The following is a 25872-nucleotide window of genomic DNA, read 5'->3' on the forward strand; positions in this document are numbered from 1 at the left end:
TCGCAGGCCGGCCACCCGGGGGCGGCGCACCGGCGGAGTGCTGCGAGGGGGCTGGCGACGGGAGGGGGGCACTACGTGGCTCCGTTCTAGGTGACGCTCTTACTGACCGGCCGCGACGAGGGGCACGTTGTCGATCCCGGACAGCTTCCACTCATCGCCGACCCGGGTCATCGAGACCTCCAGGCGCAACGCCTTCGAGCTCGCCTTGTCGCCCTGGGTGACCTGGGTGGAGATGGCGGCGAGGAAGCTCGCCTTGCCCTCGTGGTCGTCGAGTTCCTCGACCGCGATGTCCTGGATCGTGGTCACGACCTTGGTCTTCGCGTCGCCGAGCGCCTTGCGGTAGGTCGGCTCCAGCTGGGCCAGCTGCTGGCTCATCTTCTCGTCGGAGACGGCCTTCTGCTTGTTGAAGAACTCGTCGAGGTTCTCGAAGTCGACCTCGGTGTACGCCTTGATCGCGGTGCCGCCCGCCTTGACCACGTCGTCCCGCGAGCGCGCCAGGTCGGCGTTGTCGTCCGACGCGGCCACGGCCCACATGACACCGAAGATCGCCGCGGCGAGGAAGGCGGCCAGCGCGAACGCCGCCGCCCCCAGTACCAGGGTCCGCGATCGAGAAGAACTCATGACACTCCAGGGTAGGTATACGGTCTCGGGCTCAGCCGGGCAGGCCCAGCAGCGTGCCGAGGGTGGGCAGGCTGACCCCGGGGCTCTGCAGGACGCTCGGCATGCCCTGCGCCGCGCGCAGGCTGGCCAGCTCCTCGGCCGAACGGCCCGCGTTCGCCGCGACGTCGCCTTCCGACGGGATCTGCGGAACCCCGTTGTACGGCACGTTCTGCGAACCGCGCACGTTGATCGGGCTGCCCTTCGGCTCGGCGCAGTACGCGTCGTCCTTCGGCGCGCGAGGCGTCGTGTCGGTGCCTTCGCGGTACTTGTCGAGGCCGATGTAGCCCTTGGTGCACGAAGGCGGGTTGAACAGGTTGAGCGCGAGGCCCAGGTGCGCGGTGCCGTCGTTGGCGACGCTGTTCGCGCCCGCGGCCAGCATCGGGTACGTCACCAGGCCCTGTTCGAGCCCGTCGAGCCGGGTCACCAGCAGATTCGACGTCGTGAGCAGGTTCGCCGTCAGCGCGCCCAGCCCCGGTCCGGATTCGGCGAGCACCTCGCTGATCTGGTTCGCCACCTGCGGGGTGATCCCGATCAGCTTCCGGATGTCGGCGTCGGAGTTCTTCAGCGTGCCCGAGAGCTTGTTGAGGTCCGCGCTGAACGACTTCATGGAGCTCGACATCTCGTTCTGCGTTTCGAGGACCTGCCCGCCCTTTTCCAGCAGCTGGATCGTCTGCGGCAGGTACTCCTGCGCGGTCGTGGTGAAGCTCCGCGCGGTGTCGAGCAGCCGCTGCAGGTCGGGGCCGGTGCCGTTGAAGGCGTTGTACGACTCGTCGACGACCTTGCGCAGCGAGTCGGTCGGCACCGAGGCCGCGAGGCTGTCGAGGTCGCCGATGAGCTGCTCGGTCGGCACGGGCGTCTTGACCTTGTCGGCCGGGATGACCGAACCCGCGTTCAGGAACGGTCCCTTGTCGCTCTTGGGCTTCAGGTCGACGAACTGCTCGCCGACCGCCGACCGGTTCGCGACGACGGCGTCGAGATCGGCGGGCACCTGCGGGGCGTCCGGCGAGATGTTGAGATCGGCTTCCAGCCCGGTCTTGGTCAGGCGCAGCTCGCCGACCCGGCCGATGTTGAAGCCGCGGTACGTGACCTCGGCGTTGGTGAAGATGCCGCCGGATTGCTTGAGCTGCAGCTTCACCGTGTAGCCCTCGTCGCCGAAGACCTGGCCGAGCCCGGCGAACCGGATCAGCGCGTACACGATGGCGACCACGGAGATGATCGCGAACGCGACCAGCTGGATCTTCGTCCTACGGACCAGCATCAGCCGGCACCTCCCGAAAGCACGCCGAAGATACCGGCGGGTCCGGTCTGCTGCGGCTGCCCGCCACCCTGCGGCGCGCTCGCCTGGCCACCGGCGACACCGCCGACGCTGTCCGGGATCGGCAGCGGCGGATTCGCCCCCGGTCCCTCCGTCCCGCCGGTCAAGCCCGGCACCGGGACGACGTCCTGGAGCGGGTTCTGACGGCTGCGGCCGAGGTTCTTGAGGATCTCGTTCAGGTTCAGGTCGATCTTCGCGAAGAGGTTGAAGTAGTCGCCCTTGACGCCGTCATAGGCGGCGTCGCTGAACGGGAAGGTCAGCAGGATCTCCAGCGCCTTCGGCAGGTCCGCGCCCGCTTCGCCGAGCTTCTGCAGCGTCGGCTGCAGTGCCTTGAGGTCGGCGACGAGGTCTTCCTTGCTCTTGTTCACCGTGTCGACGGCGACACCGGAGAGGTGGTTGAGCGCGTTCAGCATGGTCACCAGCTGACCGCGCTGCTGCTCCAGCACACCGAGCCCGGGGCCGAGGTTGTCGACCGCGCCGACCAGCTTGTCCTTCTGGCCGTTCAGCGTGAGCGAGAGCCGGTTCAGCCCGTCGAGCGCCCGCGTGATGTTCGCGGACTGCTTGTCGAGGTTCGTGACCAGCTCGTTGGTGTTGTTCAGCAACGCCTTGAGCTCCGGCGAGCGGCCGGTGGTGGCGTTGTTGAGCTCCTTGGTGATGGTGTTGAGCTGTTCCACCCCACCACCGTTGAGCAGCAGCGAAAGCGCGCCGAGCAGTTCCTCGACCTCGACGCTGCGGTTCGTGCGGGCCAGCGGGATCACCGCGTTGTCGGCGAGCTTGCCCTGTCCGTCGGCGGGTGCGGCCAGCTCGACGTACTTCTCGCCGAGGAGGCTCGACTGCTTGACGTTGGCGAGCGCGTTCGCCGGCAGTTTCACGTCGCCGTTGACCCGGAGGGTGACTTCGGCGTTCCAGCCGTCCTGGGTCAGGCCGATCGCTTCGACCCGGCCGATGGCGACCTCGTTGACCTTCACCCCGGCCTGCGGGGTCAGGTCGAGGACGTCACGGAACTGCACCTTGACGGTGTACGGGTGGTCGCCGAGTTCGGCGCCGCCCGGCAGCGGGACGTCGTAGATCCCGTTGAACGCGCAGCCGCTCAACGTCAGCGCCGCGACGGTCCCGACGGCAGCGAAAGCAAGTTTCCTGTTCATCACTACTTCGCCGCCGTTCCGTAGAGCTGACCCGCGATCGGGAGCGGCAGCGGCGGCAGCTGTCCCGCCTGCGACGACTGGATCACCTGGGCGATGGACGGCAACGGCACCAGCCCGTCGACCAGCCCGGCGACGCCCTTGCACGCGTCGCCCAGCGCGTCGAGCGCGTCCGGGGTCTGCTTGAGCAGGTTGCACACCATCACCAGCGGCGGCTGGGTGAGCTCGTTGAGGTTGGCCCGCGCGTCGAGCGTGCCCGAAGAGGCGTTGTAGGTGTTGACCAGGTTCCCGAGGCCGACCGGGGCGACGTCGAGGATTTCGGCGAGCGCGCCGCGCTGGTCCACGAGCACCTTGGTCACGCTCGCCAGTTTGTCCACATTGGACTTGAGCCGGTCGCGGTTCTTCTCGATGAACGCCTGCACCGCGGTGAGCGTGTCGGACAGCTGCTTCACCGTCGCCGAGAGGTTCTCCCGCTCCCCCGCGAGGAATCCGCTGACGTCGGCGAGCTGCCGTTCGAAGTCACGGACCTGCTTGTCGCTGTCCACCAGCGTCTTCGAGAAGGAGCCGAGGTTCTCGACGGTCTTGAACAGGTCGTCCTTGTTGCCCGACAACGTGCCCGCGGCCTGGCCGAGCTTCGTGATCGTGTCGTGCAGAGCCTGCCCGTTACCGTCGAAGTTCTTCGCGGCGGTGTCGAGCAGGTTCGACAGCGAACCGTTCTTGTTGGCGCCGTTGGGCCCGAGCGACTTGCTGACCCGGGACAGGCTGGCGGCGAGCTCGTCGACCTCCAGCGGCACCTCGGTGCGGTCGAGGCCGATGACGGCGCCGTCGGCGATCCTCGGGCCGCCCTTGTACGCCGGGGCCAGCTGCACGTAGCGGTCGCTGACCAGCGACGGCGACACGATGATCGCCTTCGCGTCCGCGGGGACCGCCACCGAACGGTCGTATTCGAGGTCGACGCGGACCTGGTTGCCCATCGGCTGGATCCTGGTGACCGTGCCCATGTCCACACCGAGCATGCGGACACTGTTGCCTTCGTAGAGGCCGACGGTGCCCGCGAAGTACGCGGTCACGTGGTTGCGGCCGGCGTCCTTGAGCGTCCACCACAGCGCGCCGGCGACGACCAGCGCGAGCACGATCGCGATAGTGAAGCCGCGCGCGAGGCTGGAACCGAGACGGGTACTCATTTCTCGTAGCACCCCTTGTCGTTGATCGGCCCGAACGACGGCAGGACCAGTCCGCAGATGTAGTTGTCGAACCAGCGGCCGTTGCCGATCGTGTTCGTGAACACCCGGATGAACGGCGCGAACCGCGCGATGCCCTGGCCCAGGGCGTCCTGGTTGCGCTGCAGCATCGAGGTCAGCTGGTCGAGCTGGGCGAGTACCGGGTCGAGCTGCGCGTCGTTGTCGTCGACCAGGCCCTTGAGCTGGGTCGCGAGGTTGCGCGAACCGTCCAGCAGCGCGGAGATCGCCTCCTTGCGCTTGGCCACCTCGCCGAGCAGTTTGTTGCCGTCGGCCAGCAGCTTCTGGAACTCGGCGTCCCGGTCGACGAGCGTCTGCGACACCTGCCGCGTGTTCGCGAGCAGGCTCGACAACTGCGAGTCGCGTTTGGCGATGGTGTCCGAGAGGCGGGAAAGGCCGGTCAGGGCGCCCTTCACGTCGGCCGGGGTGTCGGCGAAGGTCTCCGTGATGACGTCGAAGCTCTTCGCCAGCTGCGTCGTGTCGATGTCGTCCACGGTCTGTGAAAGACCGCGGAAGGCGTCGAGGACGTCGAACGGCGACATCGTGCGCTCACGCGGGATGGTCGCGCTCGGGTCGAGCGTGCGCTGCCCCTGCGGGTCGAGCGCCAGGTACTTCTGGCCGAGGACGGTCTTGATCTTGATCGCCGCGCTGGTCTTGTCGCCCAGCCAGGCGTCCTTGACCTTGAACGAGATCCGGACCTTGTCGCCGTCGAGCTTGATCTCGGAGATCTTGCCGACCTTCACACCGGCGACCCGGACGTCGTTGTCCTCCTGCAGGCCCGAAGCCTCGCTGAAGTCCGCGGTGTAGGTCGTCCCGCCACCGATGACCGGCAGGTCCTCGGAGTTCAGCGCGGCGATGAAACCGAGCAGCAGCACCGAGACGCCGACGAGCGCGATCGGGATCGGATTGCGTTTCCGGAACGACTTCATGCCGTGCACCTCGCCCGGTTCACCGGCAGCAGCGGCAGGTTGATCGGCTCGTTGATCAGCGGAGGCAGGGCGACGGCTCCCGTCATCTCACAGGCGAAGAAGTTGAACCAGGAGCCATAGTCGGCGGTGCGGGTCAGCGCCGTCACCTTCTGCGGCAGGAACTGGATGAAATGCTCGACGATCGGCTGGCTGTCGTTGAGGTTCTTCGACAGCGTGCCGAGCGCGGCGATGTCCTGCTTGAGCGGCTCGCGGGCTTCACCGAGCAGACCGGAGGTCGTCTTGGCGAGGGTGCCGAGCGAGTCGATGGCGTCGCCGATCGGCTCGCGGTCCGCGGCCAGCCCGGAGACCAGCTGCTGCAGCTTGACGATCAAGTCGTTCAGCTGCGGCGTGTGCGCGTTGACCGTGTCGAGCACCGAGTTCAGGTTGTCGATGACCTGGCCGATCACCTTGTCCTTGTCGGAGATCGTGGTGGCCAGCGACGCGGTGTGCTTCAACAGGCTCTCGACGGTGCCGCCCTCGCCCTGCAGGACCTGGATGACCTCGTAGGACAGCTTGTTGATGTCGTCCGGGTTGAGCGCGGTGAACAGCGGCTTGAACCCGTTGAACAGCTGCGTCAGGTCGAGCGCGGGCGTGGTCCGCTCCAGCGGGATGTTCCCGCCGGGCTCCAGGTTCTTGCCGGAGGAGTCGGTGCCCTGACCGAGCGAGACGTAGCGCTGGCCGACCAGGTTCCGGAACTTGATCTGCGCGGTGACCCCGGCGGGCAGTTTGCGTCCGGCGTCCACTTCGAACTCGACCTCGGCCTGGCGGCGGTCGACGATGCGGACGTCCTTGACCTGCCCGACCCGGACGCCGGCGATGCGGACGTCGTCGTTGGGCAGCAACAAGGTGGCGTCGCTGAACCGCGCCTTGTAGGCGTTGGTGCTGGTGGTGTTCACGTTGGCGATGCTGATCCCGAGGATGGTCGTGAACAGCACGGTGACCACGATGAAGGCGCAGAGCTTGATCAGCGGAGCGAGCAATCCCCTCACTGGACGTGCACCTCCGCTCCCCGGTAGAGCGGACCGACGAGCAGCGATCCCCAGCCGGGCACGTCCGAGGCGGACATGCCGACCTGCGGCGCGACCAGCTGCGCGAGGAAGTCCGATTCGGACGCGCTGTAGGACGGGCTACCGCCGGGCGCTCCCCCGCCGTTGTAACCGCCGACGTTCGCGAAGCCGTTCGACGGCGAAAGGCCGTCGTTCGCCGAGCGTGCCGGCTGTTTGACCGTGCTGCCGTCCTTGATCGGACCGTCCGGCGGGTACTGCGGGAACGGGTCCGGGAACTGCTTGAGGTCGTAGCAGCGCGGACCGCGTTTGTCCTCGAACCGCGGCTCGTCCTTGCCCGGCAGGTACGGCCCGCGGTTGACGGTGACCTCGATGGTCGCGTGCAGACCGGGCCGGTCGGTGCCCTTGCCGAGCGCCTTGTCGATCTTCGGCAGGTTGGCCGCCATCTGCCCGATCACGCAGGGGTACTCCGGCGCGTATTTCGCGAGCAGCTCCGCCGTCGGGCGGGCCGTGTCGGCGAGCCGGATCAGGTTGTCGGCGTTGTTCTGCAGGAACGTCTGCAGATCGACCGAAGCCTGGGTGACGCTGCCGTAGAGGTTCGCCAGGTTCATCTTCTGGTCCACCACGGTGCGGGTGGTGGTGCTCAGGTTGTCCAAGGTCTGCACCAGGTCCGGGGCGACGGCGTTGAGGTTGTCCGAGAACTTCGCGAGCTCTTTGAGGTTCTGCTGGAGCTTCGGCTCGTGCGGGTTCAGCTGCCCGACGTAGTCGCCGAGCTGCGCGAGGGTGTCGCCGAGCTGGTCACCGCGGCCGTTGAGGGCGGTGGAAATCGCCGAGAGCGTGCTCGACAGCTTCTGCGGCTGGACGGCCTGCAAGACCGGCATCAGATGAGCGAAGGCCTGCTCCAGCTCGACCGCGCCGGACGTACGGTCCTGAGTGATCACGTCACCTTCGGCGATCGTCTTCTCCGACGGCGCGTCCGGGATCTCCAGGGAGACGAAACGCTCACCGAACAACGTCTTCGGCAGGAATCGCGCCGAAACGTTCTGCGGGATCAGTTTCGCCGACTCCGGATTCAGCGCGAGCGTGAGCTCGGCGCCGTCCGGGGTCGCGGTGATCTCCTTGACCGAACCGACGATGAGGCCGCGGACCTTCACGTCGGACTGCTTCAGCAACTGGTTCCCGATGTTGCCCGACTGGAGCTTCACGCTGACGACGGGCGTGAACGCCTTTTGGTACAGCGCGATGCTCAGCGCCACTCCGCCGATGAGCACGGCGACCAGGAGCAGACCCAGTAGCCTGCGCCGGACTGTCGCGATCATCCTGCGATCCTCACCGTGACGTCGGTTCCCCAGATCGCGAAACCGATGAAGAAGTTCATGATGGACACCGTGACGATGCTCAGCCGGACCGCTTTACCGACGGCCACGCCGACACCGGCGGGGCCACCGGAGGCCCGGTATCCGAAATAGCAATGGGACAGGATGATCAAGACGCTGAACAACAGCACCTTGATGAACGAATACAACACATCCTGTGGTGGTAGGAACAGGTCGAAATAATGGTCGTAGGTACCCGCTGACTGGTTGTAGATGTAGATAACGACCAACCGCGACGCGAGATACGAACTCAGCAGGCCGATGACGTACAGCGGGATGACCGCGACGAAACCGGCGATGATCCGCGTGGTCACCAGGTACGGCAGGCTCGGCACGCCCATGACCTCGAGCGCGTCGATCTCCTCCGAGATCCGCATGGCGCCCAGCTGGGCGGTGAAGCCCGCGCCCACTGTCGCCGAAAGCGCGAGGCCCGCGACCAGCGGGGCGATCTCGCGGGTGTTGAAGAACGCGGTCAGGAAGCCGGTGAAGGCCGAGGTACCGATCGAGTTCAGCGCCGAGTAACCCTGGAGACCGACGAGGACACCGGTGAACAGGGTCAAGCCGACCATCACGCCGACCGTGCCGCCGATGACGGCGAGCGAGCCGGAACCGAAGCTCACTTCGGCCAGCAGCCGCAGGACTTCTTTCATGTAGCGGCGAAGCGTCCTCGGCGTCCACAGCAACGCGCGGCCGTAGAACGACATCTGGTCACCGAGGTTGTCCAGTGTCTGCAAAGGACGGTTGGCGACCCGCTTGGCGCCCTGGAGAAAGGTCATGCGTCAGTCCAGCTTTCCGGGCACGATCTGCAGGTAGATCAGCGTGATCACGAAGTTCACCACGAACAGCATGAGGAACGTGATGACGACCGACTGGTTCACCGCGTCGCCGACACCCTTCGGGCCGCCGGACGGGTTCAGTCCCCGGTAGGAGGCGACGACCGCGGCGATGAAGCCGAAGATCAGCGCCTTCAGCTCGCCGACCCAGAGGTCCGGCAGCTGGGCCAGCGCGGAGAAGCTCGCCAGGTACGCACCCGGCGTCCCGCCCTGGAGGACGACGTTGAAGAAGTACCCGCCGAGCACGCCGATGACGCTGACCATGCCGTTCAGCAGGAGCGCCACCAGCATCATCGCGAGCACACGCGGCACGATCAGCCGCTGCACCGCGGAGACGCCGAGCACCTCCATGGCGTCGATCTCCTCGCGGATGGTCCGCGCGCCGATGTCCGCGCAGACCGCGCTACCGCCGGCGCCCGCGACCAGCAGCGCCGTGACCAGCGGACTGGCCTGCTGCACAGTGGCGAGCACCGACCCGGCGCCCGTGTAGGACTGGGCGCCGAGCTGGCGGGCGAGTGAACCGAACTGCAGCGAGATGACCGCGCCGAACGGGATCGCGACGAGCGCCGTCGGCAGGATCGTGACGCTCGCGATGAACCAGGCCTGCTGGATGAACTCCCGCAGCTGGAACGGGCGCTGGAAGATGCCACGAACGATGTCGAGGCCGAGAGCGAACAGGTTCCCGGTCTCGCGCACCATGCCGATTCCGGGGATCTTCGCCGATGAAGCGGGAGAGCTCACGCGCCACCTGACCCCGGATCTTGTGGCCGCAAGCGGTGGTTGCCCGCTCTCCCGGGGTGCGGGATGTGGGCGACCTGGTCGTCGGGCAGCTGGCCCTGGTGGTGGTTGGGGATCGAGCTGTCGGCGGGGGCCGACCGGTGGCCGGCGGTGGCGAGACGCTGCGGGCGGACGCCGTAGCGCTGCTGCTCCTCCGGGGACAGCGACTCGATGATGCTCTGCTGTGCCTCGGGCGGCAGGCCGTGCAGGATCTGCATGACGCGGTCCTTGCGGCGGACGGCGCCCATCCGGGTGGGCACGCCGGGCGTCGGCTGCATCTGCGGCGGAACCCCGCTGACGTCCTCGACACCGCCCGCGTGGTGACCGGCCTCGAACATCGCGCGCTCGGCGGCGAGCTGAGCCGAGTCCTTCTCCTCGCTCATGCCGATGGGGCCGTCCATCTTGCCGTTGAGGAACTGCTTGACGACCGGCTCCTCGCTGGTCAGCAGCACCTCGCGCGGGCCGAACATGACCAGTTCCTTGCGGAAGAGCATGCCCAGGTTGTCCGGGACGGTGCGGGCGAGGTTGATGTTGTGCGTGACGATCAGGAACGTCGCGTCGATCTGCGCGTTGACGTCGAGGAAGAGCTGGGAGATGTAGGTGGTGCGGACCGGGTCGAGACCGGAGTCCGGCTCGTCGACCAGGATGATCTGCGGGTCCAGCACCAGCGCGCGGGCGAGACCGGCGCGTTTGCGCATACCGCCGGAGATCTCGCCGGGCAGCTTCTTGTCGGCGCCGTTGAGACCGGTCATCTCGAGTTTCTCGAGCACGATCCGGCGGACCTCGGTCTCCGACTTCTTCGTGTGCTCCCGCAGGGGGAAGGCCACGTTGTCGTAGAGGTTCATCGAACCGAAGAGCGCGCCGTCCTGGAAGAGGACGCCGAAGAGCTTGCGCACCTCGTAGAGCTGGTGTTCGGAGCACGTCACGATGTCGACGCCGTTGATCATGCACCGGCCGCGGTCCGGCTTGAGCAGACCGATCATCGACTTCAAGAAGACGGACTTACCGGTTCCGGACGGACCGAGCATCGCCGAGACCTCGCCCGGAGGCAGGGTCAGCGTGACGTCCCGCCAGATGGCCTGCTTACCGAAGGACTTGGAAAGACCTTCGATGACCACCTCGGCACCCATCGCACCTCCAGGAGCTGTTCCGCGTCGTCGCGCACTGCCTTCCCGTGCCACTGGCCCGAGAGGACGCATGCGTTCGCGCAGCGATACCCGCGTCAACCAGGTGCAACGAGCTGAGTGCGAACAGGTTACTCACCAGTTTTCTTTTCTGGCCAGACCCGCGGGTAACTTTTCGCACAGCCCGCCGCCTGCCCGTGCACCGCTAGCGGCACCGTAGTGCACGTCACTCCCGTGCGCAGATCCACGACCTGCCCCGGCCCAGGCCGGATCGCGTTTAGCCCGCGAAACGCAGGTCAGGCCGCCCGCCACCCTCCGCGCCGCCCAGATCGCGTTTCGCGGGCTAAACGCGATCTGGCGCCCTGGGCGCGCCCGAATGCTTAGCCTTGCTACGCGTCGCGATTAGGGGGCTAAACGCAGGTCGGCGGGGACAGCGAAGGGGCGGGCACCCGTGTGGATGCCCGCCCCTTCGACGGTGCTGCGGTAGGCGCTGACGCGCCCGAGATCACTTGATGGCGATCTTGGCGCCCGCGGCCTCGAGCTTCTCCTTGGCGGCCTCGGCGGCCTCCTTGTCGACCTTCTCCAGGAGGGCCTTGGGAGCGGCCTCGACCAGCTCCTTGGCCTCCTTCAGGCCCAGACCCGAGACGACCTCACGGACGACCTTGATGACCTGGATCTTCTTGTCACCGGCGGACTCGAGGACGACGTCGAACTCGTCCTGCTCCTCGGCGGCCGCGGCGGGGGCGGCACCCGGGGCGGCGGCGACGACGGCAGCCGGGGCGGCCGCGGTCACGTCGAAGGTGGTCTCGAATTCCTTGACGAACTCGGACAGCTCAAGAAGGGTGAGCTCCTTGAAGGCGTCGATCAGCTCGGCGGTGCTCAGCTTCGCCATGGTGGCTTTCCTCTCTGAAACGAACTAAAAGTTCGGGGTGGGGGGTGTTCAGCTCTCGGCGGGTGCTTCGGCTGCTTCGGTACCGGCGTTGCGCTGCTTCTCCTCCAGCGCGGCAGCCAGGCGGGCGACCTGGGACGCCGGCGCCTGGAACAGCGCGGCGGCCTGGGACAGCTTCGCCTTGAACGCGCCCGCCGCCTTGGCGAGCAGGACCTCACGGCTGTCGAGATCGGCGATCTTGGTGATCTCGTCCACGGACAGCGTCTTGCCGTCCATGTAGCCGCCCTTGATCACAAGCGCGTTGTTGTCCTTCGCGAAGTCGCGAAGCGCCTTCGCGGCGTCAACAGCTTCACCTTCGACGAAGGCGATCGCGGTCGGGCCGACGAACAGGTCCTCGAGACCCTCGATGCCGGCGTCCGTGGCGGCACGCTTGACGAGGGTGTTCTTCGCGACCCGGTACTTGGCATTGGTGCCGAGAGCGCGGCGCAGCTGGGACAGCTGGGACACGGAGAGGCCGGTGTACTGGGTAACGACTGTGGCCGAGCTGCTGCGGAAGCTCTCCGCGATCTCGGCGACGGCCGCCTCCTTGTCGGGCTTCGCCATGGTCGCCTCCTCTCTTGGCTAGTGGTCCACTGGCCTTGAGAGCCCTGAAACGACGAAACGCCCCAGCGCAGACAGGCGCGGGGCGTCAGGGCACACGACGACATGCGTCGTGGACGAGCCTCGTTCCTCCTGCGCGGGTCGCCCGCCCTAGCGGGGCCTTCGTTCTCCAGGCCGTATGACCAGGAGAAGACCAGCGGTCTTCGGTAGAACCTTGACAAGAGTACGCGACCCTCTTCCGCCCTCCGCACGGACCCCCTTCCGGAGCGCGTTTAGCGGGCTAAACGCGACCGGCGGAGTGCGCGGGAGGCCTCGCGAGGCATCATGGTGACGTGGCGGAGCAGCGTGATGACGGAAAGCCGGGCAGCGAGCCCGGCACGGACATCGAGCCCAAGGCGGGAGGTCAGCCCGCGCCCCGGCTGGATGAGGAGCAACTGCGCCAGTTCCAGCAGTTTCAGCAGTTCCAGGACTATCTGAAGTTCACCGAGGCACAGCAGCAGGGGCTCGTGCCGTCACAGACCACGCAGCCCGTGCCCCAGCACTATGGCGGGCAGCCACCGGCGCCTCCGGGACCGCCGCCCGGCGAACTCGTACACGCCCCTCGCCCGCGCGTGCCGCGCTGGCTGCGACGTCTGGGCGGGAAGCTCCTCGCCTGGATCATCGTGATCGTGCTGCTCTGCGTCGGCGCCACCATCGTCTACCGGCAGATCTTCCCGAGCGACGCCGGACAGGACACGGCGACGTTCGTCCAGGGCGGCGGCGGCAAGCACCACACCAACCAGGTGCTTTCGACCAATCCTTGGGAAGCCGTGCGAGCCATCTACGACACGATCGGCAAGCCGTACCCGCCCGCCACCCGCGTCGAAAAGGTCTGCCTGTCGATGAGCGAACAGGCGCAGGCCCAGTTCGCCCGCGACCTCGGTTATCCGGACTGCGCGACCGCCGTCCCGGCGCTGAACGCCAAGGTCACCGACATAACGCCGTACATCTACGCGGTACGCCCGATGTCGAGCGTGGTCCCGCGGCAGAACCTGACGATCCACTCGTGCTGGTACAACATCCGCGGTGGCCCTCTGCTGGGCAGCTTCACCCTGCAGGAAGTCGAGATGGGCCAGTGGCTGATCACCGGCCACGCGAACTCCCCCAACCCCTGCCCTGCCCCACCGACCGGCAACTGACCTGCACGTCTTCACCCCCGGATCGCGTTTAGCCCGCGAAAGTCGACGCGCCCGCCAGATCGCGATTAGCCCGCGAAACGCAGGTCCGCACCCCGGATCGCGATTAGCCCGCGAAACGCAGGTGCGGGCGCCGGATCGCGATTAGGGGGCTAAACGCAGGTCGCGTCAGAGGTCGTGCGAAGTCAGGAAGCCGGCAAGGGCGGAGCCGAAGGCCGGGTGCATGACAGCGGCCATGTGATCGCCGGGCACGCGCACGAGGCGGGCGCCGGCGATGGCGGCGGCCAGGCGTTCGGGTTCCGCGGCCAGCGGGTCGGTGTCCCCGGCGAGGATCAGGGTCGGCACGGCGATCGCCGTCAGGTCCAGTTTCGGATTCGCCGTCCCGCGCGCGACGGCCGCCAGCGCGATCCGGTCCGCCCGCAAAGCGTCGGCCAGCGCCCGGAAAGGCGCCGAAGACGGCGGAAGCGTCGAGGGATCCGAAGCGAGCAACGCCTCGCTGATCGCCTCAGGCGTGACGACGCGGGTGTCGACGCCGCCGAAGTCGACGATCCCCGACCCCACCCCGCCGATCGCGAGACACCGGATCCGCGGGTCCGCGGCCACCGCACCGAGCGCGATCATCGCGCCCATCGAGTAGCCGACCATCGACACCTCGTCGAGCCCCAGGGAGTCGAGCAGCGCCGACACGTCGCGCACCATCGCGTCGTCGCCGTAACTCGCCTCGTCGTGCGGTTTCGCCGAACGCCCGTGGCCTCGCGCGTCCAGGCTGATCACGGTCAGCCCCGCGTCCTGGAGGGTGTCGACGACGCCGGGAGCGATCCAGTTGGCGTTCGTGTCCGCGGCGAAGCCGTGCTGCAGCAGTACCGGACGCCCACGGCCTTCCCACACGGTGTAGCTCAGCTGAAGCCCGTCGAAGGACGCGAAGGTAGGCATGCCCTCCAGCAAACACGAAAAAGGGGCGGCCCCGCCGTAGCGGGACCGCCCCCTTCTCAGTGATGTCTAACTCAGCCTCACGCGTCCTCGGAGAGGAGGTTGCGGGTGCGGGCCGGGTCGACCGGGACACCCGGGCCCATCGTCGTGGAGATCGTGACCTTCTTCAGGTAGCGACCCTTCGCCGACGAGGGCTTGGCACGCAGGATCTCGTCCAGCGCGGCCGCGTAGTTCTCCACCAGCTTGTCGGTGTCGAACGAGGCCTTGCCGATGACGAAGTGCAGGTTGGCCTGCTTGTCCACGCGGAAGTTGATCTTACCGCCCTTGATGTCCGAGACGGCCTTCGCGACCGCGGGGGTCACGGTGCCGGTCTTCGGGTTCGGCATCAGGCCACGCGGGCCGAGGATGCGGGCGATACGGCCGACCTTGGCCATCTGGTCCGGCGTCGCGATCGCGGCGTCGAACTCGAGCCAGCCACCCTGGATGCGCTCGATCAGTTCGTCCGTGCCGACCACGTCCGCGCCGGCGGCCTCGGCCTCGGCGGCCTTGTCACCAACGGCGAAAACGATGACGCGGGCGGTCTTACCGGTGCCGTGCGGCAGGTTCACGGTGCCGCGGACCATCTGGTCGGCCTTGCGAGGGTCGACACCGAGGCGCATGGCGACCTCGACGGTGGCGTCCATCTTCTTGGAGGAGGTCTCCTTGGCCAGCTTGGCGGCCTCGAGCGGGGCGTAGAGCCGCTCGCGGTCCACCAGCTCAAGAGCCTGACGGTAGGCCTTGCTGTGCTTGGGCATTGCTTCTGTCCTTAACTCTTCAACGGATCAGTGTGGTGTTGGAGCCAGCACTTGGCTCTCCCACGGTGGTGCTGGGTGGAACTCAGTCGACGACCGTGATGCCCATCGAGCGGGCGGTGCCGGCGATGATCTTCGCGGCCTGGTCGATGTCGTGCGCGTTCAGGTCGGATTCCTTGGTCTTCGCGATATCGCGGACCTGGTCCCAGGTGACCTTGGCGACCTTGGTCTTGTGCGGTTCGCCGGAACCCTTCTCCACGCCCGCGGCCTTCAGCAGCAGCTTCGCGGCCGGCGGCGTCTTGAGCTTGAAGTCGAACGTGCGGTCTTCGTACACGGAGATCTCGACCGGGACGACGTCCCCGCGCTGCGACTCGGTCGCGGCGTTGTAGGCCTTGCAGAACTCCATGATGTTGACGCCGTGCTGACCCAGCGCGGGGCCGACCGGCGGCGCGGGGTTGGCCGCACCCGCCTTGATCTGCAGCTTGATGATCGCCGCAAGCTTCTTCTTCTTGGGTGGCATTTCGTTTGTTCCTTCTTACTGACTTGAGTCCCCCGCACACCTGCCAGTACGCGGGGACTGCCGGCCGTCTGGCGGCCGTCAGATCTTGGAGACCTGGTTGAACGACAGCTCGACCGGGGTCTCCCGGCCGAAGATCGACACCAGGACCTTCAGCTTCTGTCCGTCCACGTTGACCTCGGAGATCGTCGCGGGCAGCGTTGCGAACGGCCCGTCCATGACGGTGACCGACTCGCCGACCTCGAAGTCCACCTCGACCGCGGGGGCACCCAGCTGCGACTCGGCGGAAGCGGCCTCGCCCTTGCCGGGCTTGGCGGGGGCGGCCGTCTCGACCTTGGGCGCGAGGAACTTGAGCACCTCGTCCACGGTCAGCGGCGACGGACGCGACGTGGCGCCGACGAACCCGGTGACACCCGGCGTGTTGCGCACCGCGCTCCACGAGGCGTCGTTCAGGTCCATGCGGACCAGGATGTAGCCGGGCAGCACCTTGCGCTGCACCTGCTTGCGCTGGCCGTTCTTGATCTCGGTGACCTCTTCGGTCGGGACCTCGATCTGGAAGATGTAGTCCTCGACGTCCAGCGTCTGGGTCCGGGTCTCGAGGTTGGTCTTCACCTTGTTCTCGTAACCCGCGTACGAGTGCACGACGTACCACTCACCGGGAGCGGCGTTGAGTTCCGCGCGCAGTTTGGCGACCGGGTCGACGTCCTCGTCGGCCTCGGGCTCGGCGGCGGTGTCGTCGTCCTCGGTGTCGTCGGTCCCGGCGGACGCCTCGTCGGCCTCCGCGACATCTCCGGCTTCGTCGACCTCGTCGCCTGCGGCGGGCACCTCGACGGAGTCCAGGTGCTCGGACTGCTCGTCGCCGAGTGCCGCGTGCACCTGCTCGTCGGAAAGCTCGGTCAGCTCATGACCGGCTGCTGTGCCGTTCTCGGAGGTCACGTTCCGTCCTCTCAGTTGATCGGTTGCCGTGGCGCAGGCCACCGTGCGGCGCCCTCAGGCACCGCGAACGGCTGCCTCAGCTGCCGAAGACGGCACCGACGACCTCTTTGAAGGCCAGGTCGAGGCCGCTCACCAGCGCCACCATGAACACCACGAAGACCAGCACCACCGCGGTGTAGGTGACCATCTGCTTGCGGTTCGGCCAGATGACCTTGCGCAGCTCGGCCCAGACCTCACGGATGAAGCGCATGAGCCGGGCGAAGATCGACGCCTGCTTCGGCTTGCGGTCGCGCTTCGGGGTCGCCGTGCCTTTGGCGTCCTTGGACTTCTCGGTCTTGTCCCCGGCCTTCGCCTTGCCGGCGGGGCGGGTCTTGTCGTCCGACTTGGCGTCGGCCTTACCGGACGGGCGCGCGGACGCACGGCGCTCACGCCGGGCAGCGGCGGTCACCGGGCGGGACTGCTCGTCGGGCTTCTGCCCGGCGTCATCCTGCGCCTTCTCACCGCTGGCGTCGCTGTCGCTCACGACCACTCCTCCGCCTTCACCAGTTCGCTTACGCAGGGGTGACAGGACTTGAACCTGCAACCTGCGGTTTTGGAGACCGCTGCTCTGCCAATTGAGCTACACCCCTTTGGAACCCCGATGCTCTGGAGCTCCCGAGGACGCATTCCATCGTCCCCACCGCCGTGGCGGGGATGACCGTAGTGCGTTCCGAGACCAGAAGTCTACGGCAACCCCCGAACAGCTTCGCAACCGCGCCCCTCAAAGCGGCGCGGAGCAGCCTTCCGCGGGGAAACTCCCCCACGGCCGACCCCATGATCGTGCCACGATGTCGCCATGAGCGCTCCCGCACCCTCGTCTTCGCCCGCCGCCCGCGTTTCGGCCCGCATCGGCGGCATCACGCCGTCGGCCACGCTGGCCGTCGACGCGAAGGCCCGGGAGCTCAAGGCGCAGGGTCGTCCGGTGATCGGGTTCGGCGCGGGGCAGCCGGACTTCCCCACCCCGGCCAACGTGCTCGAAGCCGCCGAAGCGGCGGTCCGCGACAAGGTCAATCACGGCTACACCGCCGCGGGCGGGCTGCCGGAGCTGCGCGAGGCGATCGCGGCGAAGACCGTCCGCGACTCCGGGTTCGAAGTCGACCCCGGCCGCGTCCTGGTGACCAACGGCGGCAAGCAGGCGGTCTACTCGGCGTTCGCGACGCTGCTCGACCCCGGCGACGAGGTGCTGCTGCCCGCGCCGTACTGGACGACGTACCCGGAGTCGATCGCCCTCGCCGGCGGCGTCGGAGTGCAGGTCACGGCGGACGAGACGACGGGCTACCTGGTCACCGTCGAGCAGCTCGAAGCCGCCAGGACGTCGCGCACGAAGGTGTTGCTGTTCGTGTCGCCGTCGAACCCGACCGGCGCGGTGTACCCGCGCGAGCAGGTCGAGGCGATCGGGCGCTGGGCGCACGAGAACGGCCTCTGGGTGATCACCGACGAGATCTACGAACACCTGGTCTACGACGGCGCCGAAGCGCCTTCGATGCCGGTCTTGGTCCCGGAGCTCGCCGACCGCACGATCGTCCTCAACGGGGTCGCGAAAACGTACTCGATGACCGGCTGGCGGGTGGGCTGGCTGCTCGGTCCGCGGGACGTGGTCAAGGCGGCGACCGCGTACCAATCCCACTTGTGCGGCAACGTTTCCAACGTCGCGCAGCGCGCGGCACTGGCCGCGGTGAGCGGACCGCTCGACGCCGTTTTCGCCATGCGCGAAGCGTTCGACGCCCGGCGGAAGAAGGCTCTGTCCCTGCTTTCCGAGATCCCGGGAGTCGAGACTCCGGTGCCACTCGGCGCTTTCTACGTTTATCCGTCGGTGAAAGCGTTGCTGGGCAAGGAGATTCGTGGCGAGCGTCCGGCCGACACGGTGGCGCTGGCGGATCTGATCCTGCGCGAGGCCGAGGTCGCCGTCGTACCCGGCGAGGCGTTCGGAACGCCGGGCTACTTCCGGATTTCCTATGCCCTGGACGAAAACGATCTCGCCGAGGGGATCACCAGGATGGGCCGTCTGCTCGCGGAAGCACAGTGACCGTGGTGCGCTTGGGAATCGCTCTTCCGCAGTACGGTCCCCTCGCGTCGATGGACGCCGTCACCGGTTTCGCCGCGGCGGCCGAGGAGCTCGGCTACGAGTCCTTGTGGGTCGGGGATCGGGTGCTGGCGCCGGTCTCGCCGTCGGATTTCTACCCCGGCGGCACACCGGAACGGCCGTACCCGCCCGAATTCGTCACGTTCGCCGATCCGCTGATCCTGCTGACCGTCGCCGCGAGCGTCACGAACAAGGTCCGGCTGGGCACCAGCACGCTCACCGGGACGGTGTACCCGGCCGTGGTGCTCGCCAGGATGCTCACCTCACTGGATCAGGTGAGCGGTGGCCGTCTGGACGTCGGGCTGGGCATCGGCTGGCTTCGCGACGAGTACACGGCGACAGGCACCCCCTGGAAGGGGCGTGGCGGACAGCTGGAGGAGCTTCTCGACGTCCTCCGGAAGTTCTGGACCGGCGACCCGGTCGAGCATGAAGGCGAACGCTGGCGGATCCCGGCGTCGCAGGTGGGACTGCGCCCGGCTCAGCGCCCTCATCCGCCGGTGTTGCTCGGCGGGCTGTCGCCGGTGGCGCTGGATCGCGTCGGCCGTCGCGCGGACGGCTGGCTCCCGGCGGGACTGCCCGCGCCGTATCTGGCGAAGCTCTGGGACACCGTGGTGACCGCGGCCGAGAAGGCGGGCCGCGACCCCGGCACGCTGCGCCGGGTGCTGCGGATCAACCCGAAGCCGGGAACGGACCTCAAGGACGTCGCCGCCCAGCTGGAAGCGGCCGCCGAGACCGGGATCGCCGAAGCCTTCGTCGACCCGCACTACCTGGCGCGGGACGTCACGCACGCCCTCGATCTCGCCGCCGAGCTGCGCGACCTCGTCCCTAACGGCTGAAGGCCCTCCCCGTTCGCCGGGAAGGGCCTTCAGAAGGTCAGGATTCGCCGTCGGCGAGCTGGACGAGCGCGTGGGCCTTCGCGGCGTACTTCCAGTTGCCGAGGTCCCGGATGGTCTTGATCTTGAGCTCGGCGAGGAGTTCGTCGTGCTTCTTGGTCAGGCCTTCGAGCGCGGACGGCGGCGCGTCCAGCAGCTCACCGATGCCCTTGTCCTCCCATGCCTTGTCCACCAGCTTGTTCAAGTTCAGGCTCACGGTTTTCCGCCTTTCCTCGGGGGCAGGTACGCGCACCACCCTGAACGTGATCCACGTCTCAGGCAACCGGAGATCACCCGTTCACGCTGAGTTCACCGACGGTCGGACCGATGACAAACGTGACCCAGGTCGCGTACAACGAACGGGTGACGCAGCGGAGAACGGGCGGCGGCTGCCTCTTCCTGGTGATCGTGCTGTCCGTCCTGGGGATCGCTTACCACCTTTGGGAGCGTGGAACGGCGGTGACTCCGCCGGGGGTCACCACTTCGGACGGCGCGGGCCGGTACGTGGCGCTGGGCGACTCCTACACGGCCTCGCCGGGCACCGGACGGCCCGTGGGCGCGCCGGCGGGCTGCGATCGCTCGGACAACAACTACCCGAGCCTGCTCGCCGCGAAGCTGCGTCCGGCCGAGTTCGTCGACGTCAGCTGCGGCGGCGCCACGACCGAGCACCTCACCGGCGAGCAGAAGACCCGTGACGGCACGAACGCTCCCCAGCTCGATGCCGTCGACGGTGACACGACACTGGTGACCGTCGGGATCGGCGGCAACGACGTGGGCTTCGTCGGCTTCGCGAGCCAGTGCGCGACGCAGGTGCAGACCGCTTCGCCCTGCAAGACCCAGCTGACCGCGGGCGGACGCGACCAGCTCGCCGAACGGATCACCGCCGCCGCGGACCGGCTCGGCGGGATCCTGGACCAGATCCGCGCGAAAGCCTCTTCGGCGCGCATCGTGGTCGTGGGGTACCCGACGGTGCTTCCGGACGACGACGCCGGTTGCTGGCCCGTCCTGCCGGTCGGCGCGGGGGACGTGGCCTACTTCCGCGACTCGCTCAAACGGCTCAACACGGCGTTGCAGGACACCGCGAAGGCGCACGAAGCCGGCTTCGCCGACATGTCGACCGCGAGCAAGGGGCGGGACATGTGCAGCGCCGCGAACCGGCGCTGGGTCGAAGGCCCCGCGCCGTCGGTGCCCGCGGCGCCGCTGCACCCGAACGCGCGGGGCGCGGCGGGGATGGCGGAGGTCCTCGAGAAGCTGCTCAAGCTCGCGTAGAGCAAGGGACCTTTGCTACCACTTACTTAGGCACGCTAAGCGAGTGGTAGCAAAGGTCCCTTGCTCCCCCGGACGTCAGTTCCGGACGACCGCCTGCGCCTTGCCGAGCACGGCCTTGCCCTCGAACTTGGCGGTGATGTCGACGCGGGCGGTGCCGTCGTCGTTGACCACGGCGACCTTGCCGGTGAACTCGATCGTCGCCGCGCCCTCGTTCGGCACGACCACGGGGCGCGTGAAGCGCGCGAAGTAGTCGACGAGGCGGCCGGGGTCGCCGAGCCAGTCGGTGACGAGCCGCGCGCCGAGCGCCATGGTCAGCATCCCGTGCGCGATGACGTCGGGAAGGCCGACCTCCTTGGCGAAGGCCTCGTTCCAGTGGATGGGGTTGAAGTCGAGCGACGCGCCGGCGTAGCGCACCAGCTGGTCACGGGTGACGTCGATGGTCAGCGGCGTCAGTTCTTCCCCGACGGTGAACGTGCTCACGCGTCCTCCCCTCGGACCACGAGCTGGGCGTTCGTGGTGGCGATCAGGCCGCCGTCGGCGCCGGAGATCTCGGCGCGCAGGTTGATGAAGTCGTTCCCGGCGCGGGCCATGATGTTGTCGATATGCGTCGTGAGCGACAGGACGTCGCCCGCGTGTACCGGCCGCGTGTAGGTGAACCGCTGATCGCCGTGGACCATCCGCGAGTAGTCGAGACCCAGCTCGGGGTCCGAGACGATCGCGTTGATCGAGGCGAGGTTGATGATCGTCAGGAACGTCGGCGGCGCGATGACGTCGGGGTAGCCGGCCGCCTTCGCCGCTTCGGGGTCGCGGTAGAGCGGGTTCGTGTCGCCGAGCGCGTCGGCGAACTCCCGGATCTTCTCGCGACTCACTTCATAGGTACTGGTCGGCGGGTACACCCGCCCGGTGAACGACTGGTCCAAGGCCACCCGAGCAGGCTACCGAACCCGAAAAATACCCGAAGCCGCCCTGGTGACCAGGGCGGCTTCGGGTAAGACAGGTAGAACCGCTAGACGCTCAGCGGGTCTCTTTGTGAGTCCGGTGCGTACCGCAGTTCGGGCAGAACTTCTTCATCTCCAGGCGATCCGGGTTGTTGCGCCGGTTCTTCTTGGTGATGTAGTTGCGGTGCTTGCACTCCTCACACGCGAGCGTGATCTTCGGTCGCACGTCAGTGGCAGCCACAGCATTTCCTTCTCTACTAGGCCTGGGATACCCAGGATTACCGCGTAGCGGTGGCCGGACTTGAACCGGCGACACAGCGATTATGAGCCGCTTGCTCTGCCAGCTGAGCTACACCGCCTTACATGAACCTGGCCGCGACACGCTTGCGTGACGCGGCTGAGGTTCTGAGCCCCTTTACGGAATCGAACCGTAGACCTTTTCCTTACCATGGAAACGCTCTGCCGACTGAGCTAAAGGGGCCTTGCCTCTCGCGAGGACTTGGAAAGATTAGCAAGTCCCCACGAGGGGGTGGAACAGGGGGGTCCGTTACCGCGAAACCTCAGGTCAGCAGGGTGAGGACGGTCTCGGAGTGGCGTCCGGGCGAACGCGCCGTGCGGGCCTGCAGCCACGCCTCGAGGCGGTCCTCCGGCAGCGGCCGCGAGATGAGGTAGCCCTGCGCGACGTCACAGCCCATCGCTTCGAGCTGATCCCGCGCGACGTCCTCCTCGACGCCCTCCGCCACGACCGTGAGGCCGAGCGAGTGGCCCAGCTCGACGATGGAGCGCACGACCGCGAGGTCGCCGAGGTCGGTGCCCATGCCGAGGACGAAGCTCTTGTCGATCTTGACCTGGTCGACCGGGAGCTGCCGCAGGTACGCCAGCGACGAGTAGCCGGTGCCGAAGTCGTCGACGGCGAGCACGATGCCCAGCGAGTGCAGCTCCCGCAGGATCGGCAGCGCCTTCTGCGGGTCGGACATCACACCGGACTCGGTCAGCTCGAAGGTGAGCAGCTCGGGTGGGATGCCGAAGCGGTCGAGTTCGCGCGCGACCTTCGTCGGGAAGTCCTCGTCGGCCAGGTTCCGCACGGACAGGTTCACCGCGGCGGAGATGCGCAGGCCCTCGTCGAGCCACTTGCGCACGCGCTTCAACGACTCTTCGAGCACGAACGACGTCAGGACGCCGATGAGGCCGGCGGCTTCGATAGCCGGGACGAACTCATCGGGGCCGAGCCTGCCGAACTCCGGATGCACCCAGCGCACGAGCGCCTCGACGCCCTGGATCTGCCGGTTCGGCAAGGTGATCTTCGGCTGGTAGTGGACGCTCAGCTGACCTTCTTCGAGCGACTGCCGGAACTGCGTGACCATCTGGAACCGGCGCATGAAGATCTGGCCCATGCTGGCCATGTAGCCGCGGACCTCTTCGCCGCCCTTGGTCGCGCGGACGGCGACGTCGGCGCGCTGCAGGAGCCCGTCGACGTCGACCTGCTCGTCGTCTTCCGCCGAAGAGGTGGCGTAGCCGATCATCGCGTTGGCTTCGACGGAGAGCCGGTCGACCGGGTACGGGGCGACGAGTTCCGCGCGGAGCAGTTCCGCGGCGGCCTGGGCGCGTTCCGGCGCGCAGCCGACGAGGAGTGCCGCGAACGACGCGCCTTCGAGCCTGGCGAGCGGGACGTCTGGGCCGAGCGCGTCGCGGATCCGGCGGCCCGCGGCGATGACCATCCGGTCGGCCCACACGTAACCGAGTGCGTCGCTGACGGTGGAGAAGACGTCCAGGTCGACCCGGAGCACGACCGCGTCGACCTGTTCCCGCAACGGTTCCTTGGCGACCTGGCGGAAGCCCGGCCGGTTGAGCAGACCGGTCAGCGGGTCGTGGTAGGCGTCGTGGCGCAGGGTCGCGAGCAGGCGCCGGTTGTCCAGCGACGTCGCGAGGTGGCTGGCCATCGTGCCGAGCAGCTGGACGTCGTACTTGCCGAACCCACGCCAGCGGCTCAGCCTGTCGTGCGCTTCGACGACGCCGAGGAGCTGGTTCGCACTGCGCAGCGGGACGACCAGCGCCTCCTGCGCGCCGCGGTCGAGCAGTGCGGAGCGGACGTCGGGATTGGCTTCGGTGATCCGGAAGTGGCGGACGTGCGCGCCGGGCAGGCGCAGCAGCGGATCGTCGGCGGCCGGGTCGACGGGCGGCAGTTCGTCGCCCGCGACGACCATCCGCATGGTGTCCTTCGGCTCCAGTCGAAGCCTCAGCACGACGCGGCCGGCGGCGAGCTGGTCCTTGATGCGTTCGGCGATGGTCGCCCACTCGCGGACGTCGACGCCGCCGACGAGTTCGTCCGCGCGCCCGGCGGGCCGTGCGGCGGCCTGCTGACCGGAGCGCGCGACCATCAGGCTGACGTCGGACAGCGCTTCCATGTCGCGTTGCTCGCGCAGCAGATCCGAGTACGCCCAGTACAACGCGGTGAGGCCGAGGAAGACGGCGAGCACGAGCGGCCAGGCCTTCGGCGTCCCGGAAATGACCAAATAACCGGAAAGACCGACCGAAGCGTTGACGAAGCCGACGACGAGGATGCGGCCGGTCAGCCGGATCGCGGTGCTGACGCGCATGCGGCGGCGCAGCACGCGGACGGCGGCGAGCGCGAGCAGGGTGCTGACCAGCGGCGCGGTCAAAGTCCCGGCCAGCGCGGCGATCCAGGTCATGTCGCGGGCGCCGGAGGCCTGTTTCACCAGTCCTGCCACGGCGAACGCGCCGGTGATCTCCAGCAGGAAGGCGCCGGCGTTGTAGAGCACGCGGCCCGCGACCTTGCGGGCCAGCAAGGTCCCGATCCCCGCCGCGAGATGCGCGGCGAGCACGACTTCGAAGGGAGCGACGAAGAAACCGATCACCAGCGGGATCTCGGTGAACGAGATCGTCCACGAGATGCCGCTGCGGACGTCGACGTTGATGCCGAGCTGTTCGGCGAGCAGGAACGCGAGGGCGAGGATCGGCCCGATCCACAGCAGATCGTCCGAGGCCTCGAAGTCCAGCCAGAGGCTGACCGCGGCCGCGGCGGCGATGCCCATGGTGAGTACCGCGAAGGTGTAGACGCGGAACCGTCGCTCGTCGGTACGAGCCTCCGTAACGGCGCCTCCCTTGCCCGCTGCCGCCTGTGCGGCGCTCCCGGGCCTGCCGTTCGTGTCCGGCATCCGACCTTCCTTCCCGGCTGCCCAACCGGTCTTGTCCTACCGCGACCTCGGGGACGAGGGCAATACAGTACCCCGGAGGGCGTACCCAAGTCCCATTCGAGACAGTATGAGATCACCCCAGGGTTAACAATGGGCGCGTCGCGCTGACCTGCGTGGACCAAGGGGTGAAATGGGAGCGTTATTCGCGTTCCTTCCGACTACCGGAAGTCACCTGGCGCCACGCTCCGACCAATCTCGTGAAGTTCCCGGCGGACCCGGCAGTAGGGGCTTGAATAGCCCTATGAATAGCCACGCCATCGCCGCCGGGCACGCCGAGCGGCTCGCCACCGTGGACGCCCTGCTCCCCGAAATGCCTGCACTGGAGCCTGTCGAGGGCTCCGTGTCACTCTCCGCGACGGTCGGCGACTCGGCCGCCGCCGGATTGTCGGTACGGACCGAGGCGGGTCCCGATTCCGTTGACTCTCCGTGGCGGGCCCTCGTCGAGCATCGCCTCGAAGCGCGCCTCACCGGCCCCCGCCCGGAAGCCGCCCTCGACGCATTACTCACCCGATGGGATGAACATCTGAAGACCGTGGCTCCACCTGGGGATGTCGAGACGGCGGCGACCGTCGTGCGGCCCAGCCGGGACTCCCCCGGCTCGGCCGAATTGCTGCGCCGCGGCTTCGCACCGGTGCTGGTGATCGCGGTCCGCCCGGCCGACCGGCTCGCCGTGACCGGACCGCCCGCCACTCCCGGCGTGCACATCCGGCCCGCCGAAGCGGATGATCTCGAAACCGCCGTCGCACTCGAACTGGAATTGCAGCGTTATGACGCGCAGTTCGGTTCTGTCACTTTGCGCGAGGGCGCGGAGGAAACGATCACGGCGGATCTGTCGAAACAGTTGGGCCGGGAAAATCCGACGTTGTGGATCGCCGAGCTGTACGGCCGTCCGCTGGGCATGGTGCGGGTGCAGTTCCCCGGCGACACGGCGTGGATCCGCGGCCGGGTCGCGGCCGAGAAGGTCGGCTACCTGTCGTCGCTGGCGGTGGCTGAGCAGGCACGGTCGAGCGGGGTGGGGACGGCGCTCGCCGCGCACGCGCACCAGGTCTTCGACGAATGCGGCACCGACGCCGTGCTGCTGCACCACGCGCTGGCCAATCCGCGCTCGACGCCGTTCTGGTACGCGCAGGGCTATCGGCCGCTCTGGACGTACTGGCAGCGACGACCCGCGGTGCCTTGAT

The 25872-nt window shown here is 67.8% G+C and carries 27 protein-coding genes and 3 tRNA genes; 5 read left to right on the forward strand and 25 right to left on the reverse strand.

What is annotated here, in order from left to right; translation table 11 throughout:
• Nucleotides 1-99: 99 nt before the first annotated feature.
• The 12 genes from ED92_RS02900 to rplJ all read right to left on the reverse strand — a co-directional run bounded on the left by ED92_RS02900 (nucleotide 100) and on the right by rplJ (nucleotide 11929).
• Nucleotides 100-621 carry a hypothetical protein gene (locus tag ED92_RS02900; protein ID WP_037332725.1) on the reverse strand — a complete coding sequence of 174 codons (522 nt, stop codon included), beginning with the start codon at nucleotides 619-621 and terminating at the stop codon, nucleotides 100-102.
• 31 nt (nucleotides 622-652) lie between these two features.
• Nucleotides 653-1918: an MCE family protein gene (locus ED92_RS02905; RefSeq protein ID WP_037332727.1), complete on the reverse strand. Its 1266-nt coding sequence runs from the start codon at nucleotides 1916-1918 to the stop codon at nucleotides 653-655.
• Nucleotides 1918-3120 (reverse strand): MCE family protein, encoded by a 1203-nt coding sequence (locus tag ED92_RS02910; protein ID WP_037332730.1) that lies wholly within the window; start codon nucleotides 3118-3120, stop codon nucleotides 1918-1920. Before ED92_RS02910 ends, ED92_RS02905 begins: the two co-directional genes overlap by 1 nt.
• Before the next feature lie 2 nt (nucleotides 3121-3122).
• Nucleotides 3123-4301, reverse strand: coding sequence for an MCE family protein (locus ED92_RS02915; protein ID WP_037332733.1), 1179 nt, complete (start codon nucleotides 4299-4301; stop codon nucleotides 3123-3125).
• Nucleotides 4298-5284 carry an MCE family protein gene (locus ED92_RS02920; RefSeq protein ID WP_037332735.1) on the reverse strand — a complete coding sequence of 329 codons (987 nt, stop codon included), beginning with the start codon at nucleotides 5282-5284 and terminating at the stop codon, nucleotides 4298-4300. The genes ED92_RS02915 and ED92_RS02920 overlap by 4 nt, the downstream gene beginning before the upstream one ends.
• The gene (locus ED92_RS02925; RefSeq protein ID WP_037332737.1) at nucleotides 5281-6312 is read right to left on the reverse strand and encodes an MCE family protein; all 1032 of its coding nucleotides are present in this window, start codon (nucleotides 6310-6312) and stop codon (nucleotides 5281-5283) included. Before ED92_RS02925 ends, ED92_RS02920 begins: the two co-directional genes overlap by 4 nt.
• Nucleotides 6309-7646: an MCE family protein gene (locus tag ED92_RS02930; RefSeq protein ID WP_081975683.1), complete on the reverse strand. Its 1338-nt coding sequence runs from the start codon at nucleotides 7644-7646 to the stop codon at nucleotides 6309-6311. The genes ED92_RS02925 and ED92_RS02930 overlap by 4 nt, the downstream gene beginning before the upstream one ends.
• Nucleotides 7643-8479, reverse strand: a complete 837-nt coding sequence (locus tag ED92_RS02935; protein ID WP_016331063.1) for an ABC transporter permease — start codon at nucleotides 8477-8479, stop codon at nucleotides 7643-7645. Before ED92_RS02935 ends, ED92_RS02930 begins: the two co-directional genes overlap by 4 nt.
• A gap of 3 nt (nucleotides 8480-8482) precedes the next feature.
• Entirely contained in the window at nucleotides 8483-9235 is a 753-nt protein-coding gene (locus ED92_RS02940; RefSeq protein WP_125732839.1) for an ABC transporter permease, read from the reverse strand.
• Nucleotides 9236-9273: 38 nt separating this feature from the next.
• Nucleotides 9274-10443: an ABC transporter ATP-binding protein gene (locus ED92_RS02945; protein WP_037332740.1), complete on the reverse strand. Its 1170-nt coding sequence runs from the start codon at nucleotides 10441-10443 to the stop codon at nucleotides 9274-9276.
• Between the two features lie 499 nt (nucleotides 10444-10942).
• The gene (gene rplL / locus ED92_RS02950; RefSeq protein ID WP_037332742.1) at nucleotides 10943-11329 is read right to left on the reverse strand and encodes a 50S ribosomal protein L7/L12; all 387 of its coding nucleotides are present in this window, start codon (nucleotides 11327-11329) and stop codon (nucleotides 10943-10945) included.
• A gap of 48 nt (nucleotides 11330-11377) precedes the next feature.
• A complete protein-coding gene (gene rplJ / locus ED92_RS02955; protein WP_034304192.1) occupies nucleotides 11378-11929 on the reverse strand; it encodes a 50S ribosomal protein L10 in 552 nt (183 codons plus the stop codon).
• Between the two features lie 329 nt (nucleotides 11930-12258).
• On the opposite strand from rplJ, the gene ED92_RS02960 reads away from it, so the two are divergent.
• On the forward strand, nucleotides 12259-13104 hold the full coding sequence (locus tag ED92_RS02960) for a hypothetical protein (protein ID WP_037332745.1): 846 nt from the start codon (nucleotides 12259-12261) through the stop codon (nucleotides 13102-13104).
• A gap of 165 nt (nucleotides 13105-13269) precedes the next feature.
• On the opposite strand, the gene ED92_RS02965 is transcribed toward ED92_RS02960, so the two are convergent.
• The 6 genes from ED92_RS02965 to ED92_RS02990 all read right to left on the reverse strand — a co-directional run bounded on the left by ED92_RS02965 (nucleotide 13270) and on the right by ED92_RS02990 (nucleotide 16904).
• The gene (locus ED92_RS02965) at nucleotides 13270-14034 is read right to left on the reverse strand and encodes an alpha/beta fold hydrolase (protein ID WP_037332746.1); all 765 of its coding nucleotides are present in this window, start codon (nucleotides 14032-14034) and stop codon (nucleotides 13270-13272) included.
• A 77-nt stretch (nucleotides 14035-14111) separates the two neighbouring features.
• A complete protein-coding gene (rplA, locus tag ED92_RS02970) occupies nucleotides 14112-14825 on the reverse strand; it encodes a 50S ribosomal protein L1 (RefSeq protein WP_037332749.1) in 714 nt (237 codons plus the stop codon).
• Nucleotides 14826-14907: 82 nt separating this feature from the next.
• Nucleotides 14908-15342 (reverse strand): 50S ribosomal protein L11, encoded by a 435-nt coding sequence (rplK, locus tag ED92_RS02975; RefSeq protein WP_005152062.1) that lies wholly within the window; start codon nucleotides 15340-15342, stop codon nucleotides 14908-14910.
• Between the two features lie 78 nt (nucleotides 15343-15420).
• On the reverse strand, nucleotides 15421-16275 hold the full coding sequence (nusG, locus tag ED92_RS02980; RefSeq protein ID WP_037332750.1) for a transcription termination/antitermination protein NusG: 855 nt from the start codon (nucleotides 16273-16275) through the stop codon (nucleotides 15421-15423).
• 76 nt (nucleotides 16276-16351) lie between these two features.
• Nucleotides 16352-16804 (reverse strand): preprotein translocase subunit SecE, encoded by a 453-nt coding sequence (gene secE, locus ED92_RS02985; protein ID WP_037332751.1) that lies wholly within the window; start codon nucleotides 16802-16804, stop codon nucleotides 16352-16354.
• Between the two features lie 27 nt (nucleotides 16805-16831).
• A tRNA-Trp gene (locus tag ED92_RS02990) sits at nucleotides 16832-16904 on the reverse strand.
• A 206-nt stretch (nucleotides 16905-17110) separates the two neighbouring features.
• Here ED92_RS02990 and ED92_RS02995 point away from each other — a divergent pair.
• Nucleotides 17111-18340: a pyridoxal phosphate-dependent aminotransferase gene (locus ED92_RS02995; protein ID WP_037332754.1), complete on the forward strand. Its 1230-nt coding sequence runs from the start codon at nucleotides 17111-17113 to the stop codon at nucleotides 18338-18340.
• A complete protein-coding gene (locus ED92_RS03000; protein WP_037332756.1) occupies nucleotides 18337-19233 on the forward strand; it encodes a TIGR03619 family F420-dependent LLM class oxidoreductase in 897 nt (298 codons plus the stop codon). The genes ED92_RS02995 and ED92_RS03000 overlap by 4 nt, the downstream gene beginning before the upstream one ends.
• Before the next feature lie 37 nt (nucleotides 19234-19270).
• Here the strand turns inward: ED92_RS03000 and ED92_RS03005 are convergent, their stop codons facing one another.
• Nucleotides 19271-19486 carry a hypothetical protein gene (locus tag ED92_RS03005; protein WP_037332758.1) on the reverse strand — a complete coding sequence of 72 codons (216 nt, stop codon included), beginning with the start codon at nucleotides 19484-19486 and terminating at the stop codon, nucleotides 19271-19273.
• A gap of 119 nt (nucleotides 19487-19605) precedes the next feature.
• On the opposite strand from ED92_RS03005, the gene ED92_RS03010 reads away from it, so the two are divergent.
• Complete coding sequence (locus tag ED92_RS03010; RefSeq protein ID WP_152610866.1) at nucleotides 19606-20538, forward strand: SGNH/GDSL hydrolase family protein; 933 nt, start codon at nucleotides 19606-19608, stop codon at nucleotides 20536-20538.
• 75 nt (nucleotides 20539-20613) lie between these two features.
• Here ED92_RS03010 and ED92_RS03015 read toward each other — a convergent pair whose 3' ends face one another.
• The 6 genes from ED92_RS03015 to ED92_RS03040 form a co-directional block, all read right to left on the reverse strand.
• Complete coding sequence (locus tag ED92_RS03015; RefSeq protein WP_016331051.1) at nucleotides 20614-21018, reverse strand: MaoC family dehydratase; 405 nt, start codon at nucleotides 21016-21018, stop codon at nucleotides 20614-20616.
• Nucleotides 21015-21464 (reverse strand): MaoC family dehydratase N-terminal domain-containing protein, encoded by a 450-nt coding sequence (locus ED92_RS03020; protein WP_037332761.1) that lies wholly within the window; start codon nucleotides 21462-21464, stop codon nucleotides 21015-21017. Before ED92_RS03020 ends, ED92_RS03015 begins: the two co-directional genes overlap by 4 nt.
• Before the next feature lie 88 nt (nucleotides 21465-21552).
• On the reverse strand, nucleotides 21553-21717 hold the full coding sequence (gene rpmG / locus ED92_RS03025; RefSeq protein ID WP_005152047.1) for a 50S ribosomal protein L33: 165 nt from the start codon (nucleotides 21715-21717) through the stop codon (nucleotides 21553-21555).
• Between the two features lie 45 nt (nucleotides 21718-21762).
• Nucleotides 21763-21835: transfer RNA gene (locus tag ED92_RS03030), tRNA-Met, on the reverse strand.
• Nucleotides 21836-21884: 49 nt separating this feature from the next.
• Nucleotides 21885-21957, reverse strand: a tRNA-Thr gene (locus tag ED92_RS03035).
• A 79-nt stretch (nucleotides 21958-22036) separates the two neighbouring features.
• Entirely contained in the window at nucleotides 22037-24652 is a 2616-nt protein-coding gene (locus ED92_RS03040) for a bifunctional diguanylate cyclase/phosphodiesterase (RefSeq protein ID WP_037332764.1), read from the reverse strand.
• A 280-nt stretch (nucleotides 24653-24932) separates the two neighbouring features.
• On the opposite strand from ED92_RS03040, the gene ED92_RS03045 reads away from it, so the two are divergent.
• Entirely contained in the window at nucleotides 24933-25871 is a 939-nt protein-coding gene (locus ED92_RS03045) for a GNAT family N-acetyltransferase (protein ID WP_037332766.1), read from the forward strand.
• Nucleotide 25872: the final 1 nt, after the last annotated feature.

The organism is Amycolatopsis sp. MJM2582 (assembly GCF_000754115.1).
In the GTDB taxonomy this organism is placed as follows: Bacteria; Actinomycetota; Actinomycetes; order Mycobacteriales; family Pseudonocardiaceae; genus Amycolatopsis; species Amycolatopsis japonica.

Bases quoted from the DNA above. Each gene is read 5' to 3' on its own strand.
- ED92_RS02900 (WP_037332725.1), bottom strand. From the start codon at position 621: ATGAGTTCTTCTCGATCGCGGACCCTGGTACTGGGGGCGGCGGCGTTC.
- ED92_RS02905 (WP_037332727.1), bottom strand. From the start codon at position 1,918: ATGCTGGTCCGTAGGACGAAGATCCAGCTGGTCGCGTTCGCGATCATC.
- ED92_RS02910 (WP_037332730.1), bottom strand. From the start codon at position 3,120: ATGAACAGGAAACTTGCTTTCGCTGCCGTCGGGACCGTCGCGGCGCTG.
- ED92_RS02915 (WP_037332733.1), bottom strand. From the start codon at position 4,301: ATGAGTACCCGTCTCGGTTCCAGCCTCGCGCGCGGCTTCACTATCGCG.
- ED92_RS02920 (WP_037332735.1), bottom strand. From the start codon at position 5,284: ATGAAGTCGTTCCGGAAACGCAATCCGATCCCGATCGCGCTCGTCGGC.
- ED92_RS02930 (WP_081975683.1), bottom strand. From the start codon at position 7,646: ATGATCGCGACAGTCCGGCGCAGGCTACTGGGTCTGCTCCTGGTCGCC.
- ED92_RS02935 (WP_016331063.1), bottom strand. From the start codon at position 8,479: ATGACCTTTCTCCAGGGCGCCAAGCGGGTCGCCAACCGTCCTTTGCAG.
- ED92_RS02940 (WP_125732839.1), bottom strand. From the start codon at position 9,235: ATGGTGCGCGAGACCGGGAACCTGTTCGCTCTCGGCCTCGACATCGTT.
- ED92_RS02945 (WP_037332740.1), bottom strand. From the start codon at position 10,443: ATGGGTGCCGAGGTGGTCATCGAAGGTCTTTCCAAGTCCTTCGGTAAG.
- rplL (WP_037332742.1), bottom strand. From the start codon at position 11,329: ATGGCGAAGCTGAGCACCGCCGAGCTGATCGACGCCTTCAAGGAGCTC.
- rplJ (WP_034304192.1), bottom strand. From the start codon at position 11,929: ATGGCGAAGCCCGACAAGGAGGCGGCCGTCGCCGAGATCGCGGAGAGC.
- ED92_RS02965 (WP_037332746.1), bottom strand. From the start codon at position 14,034: ATGCCTACCTTCGCGTCCTTCGACGGGCTTCAGCTGAGCTACACCGTG.
- rplA (WP_037332749.1), bottom strand. From the start codon at position 14,825: ATGCCCAAGCACAGCAAGGCCTACCGTCAGGCTCTTGAGCTGGTGGAC.
- rplK (WP_005152062.1), bottom strand. From the start codon at position 15,342: ATGCCACCCAAGAAGAAGAAGCTTGCGGCGATCATCAAGCTGCAGATC.
- ED92_RS02995 (WP_037332754.1), top strand. From the start codon at position 17,111: ATGAGCGCTCCCGCACCCTCGTCTTCGCCCGCCGCCCGCGTTTCGGCC.
- ED92_RS03040 (WP_037332764.1), bottom strand. From the start codon at position 24,652: ATGCCGGACACGAACGGCAGGCCCGGGAGCGCCGCACAGGCGGCAGCG.
- ED92_RS03045 (WP_037332766.1), top strand. From the start codon at position 24,933: ATGAATAGCCACGCCATCGCCGCCGGGCACGCCGAGCGGCTCGCCACC.